At 45.1% G+C, this 1,583-nt stretch carries 1 protein-coding gene; it reads left to right on the top strand.

Features of this window, described 5'->3' with window-relative positions; all coding sequences use genetic code 11:
- Nucleotides 1-389: 389 nt before the first annotated feature.
- Nucleotides 390-1,583, top strand: a 1,194-nt coding sequence (locus KDK16_RS03495) for a hypothetical protein (RefSeq protein ID WP_257274703.1), incomplete at its 3' end; no start/stop codon positions are given.

Here is a 1,583-nt window from a genome sequence, read left to right as displayed (position 1 = left end):
GATAAGGTATACCAGTCAGGCATTAGCTACAACATTGGGATTGGGTCTTCCCGCATTCCAGTTGTTACCAAAATGTATCAGTAGATTGAGAGGAAGGAGTGGATCCTTCACTCCATCGCCAGAACCAAAGATGTCAGAACTGGAAAAGCAACTGTAGCATGTTGCAAAAAAGCCTCCACAAGTCGGCGGTCTGTCAACAGTTGTCGGCTTGCTTATGGCAGTACTCTCGGAAAACTCCGAATCTCAGCCCGGTTGAATGATTTCTGATTTAAAGAAGGCTTGCCTTTATTTATGAAATATCCGGTCTAGGATTTAGGGCGACCTTAGACAGGATTATCAGGGCAAGGATGTCTATGTTCTGACTTTCAAATAGCAGACAGAGTGCAGTTATGAATAGTTCCAGATCCGGGTTCGCGGTTGCTCTATTGTCATCAATTTTTGCCTTACCTTGTCACGTTTACGCCACGGACGGGCCAACGGGTAGTTTCACGTATACAGATGTCTATAGTTGTTCTGAATTAACCAGTGATGATGATAAGGGCGTTTGCAGTCAACATTTACCAGCTTTTAAGGCACTTATCAGGGAAAAGAACAATCAGATATCTGCAACAAAACCTTTCACAAGTGTTTCCACAAATGCTTCTACAAGTGCTTCCACAACTGCTTCACCCAGTGCATCTCCAATTACTGAAACGGTCAGGATAAGAAAAATATCGGCTACAACAAGGCTGGATCATGAGGCTTTTCGGACCACCTATCCAACTTTATTTATCTTTGATGCTGAGAGATCATCCGGAAAGGGACAGCCAGCTGTTTATGAATTACCATTGACAGTAGCCGTGACTGGTCCTACCAGAGACGTAAAGAGTTTTCAGTTACCCGATAACTCAGCTTTTGTGGGGAACAGCATTAATGTTCTCGCCGAGTTTGTAATTGAAGGAGGCATACAGGATCATTATGTGATGTCGGCACCCCATAATGATTCTGTCTACTATCTGGCGAATATCGAAATTAATTCCAGAAACCCTTCAGACAGGGGCAGTTCATCAGCAACCGTTGCCTCAGAACTTCCCACCACTCAGATGCATAAACCTTCAGGTATTCTGGAGCTGGAGGGGGCAGGTATTTTTCTTGCAGACAATATCAAGGTGGTAATGGATCCGGCGGGTCATCATAAGGGCGTCCAACCGGTAGTGCTGGGATGTACCCATTTTAGGGATGGGAGAGGAGCAGAAGAGCAGTTCGTCTATCGATTTAAGGACTCTGAATTTTATCTCCTGCCAGGCACACAAGAAGAAATGGGTCCTCTGAACGCTGCATTGAACGTTCGCTGTTATCAAGCTGAGGGGCAAGTGCAGTTGACCATGAGAAACACTAAAACCATTATATTCGTACCCACTGAAACGGTCACTCCAACACCCGGTTTACCAACTGGCAGTGGGGTGTTGTTCTCTATATTCTTATGGCCCAGAGAAAACGTCATGCGCTTCGACAATTCTACCTGTAACACCGTCGTCGATCAGTTTGACAATGATCTAACCATTGGCTCAGCTTATCCATCGGATCCTGATTACTACATGGGT

This window comes from Endozoicomonas sp. SESOKO4 (genome assembly GCF_024606275.1).
Note: the sequence above shows the minus strand (reverse complement) of the source record. Positions and strands in the feature narration are given on the sequence as shown.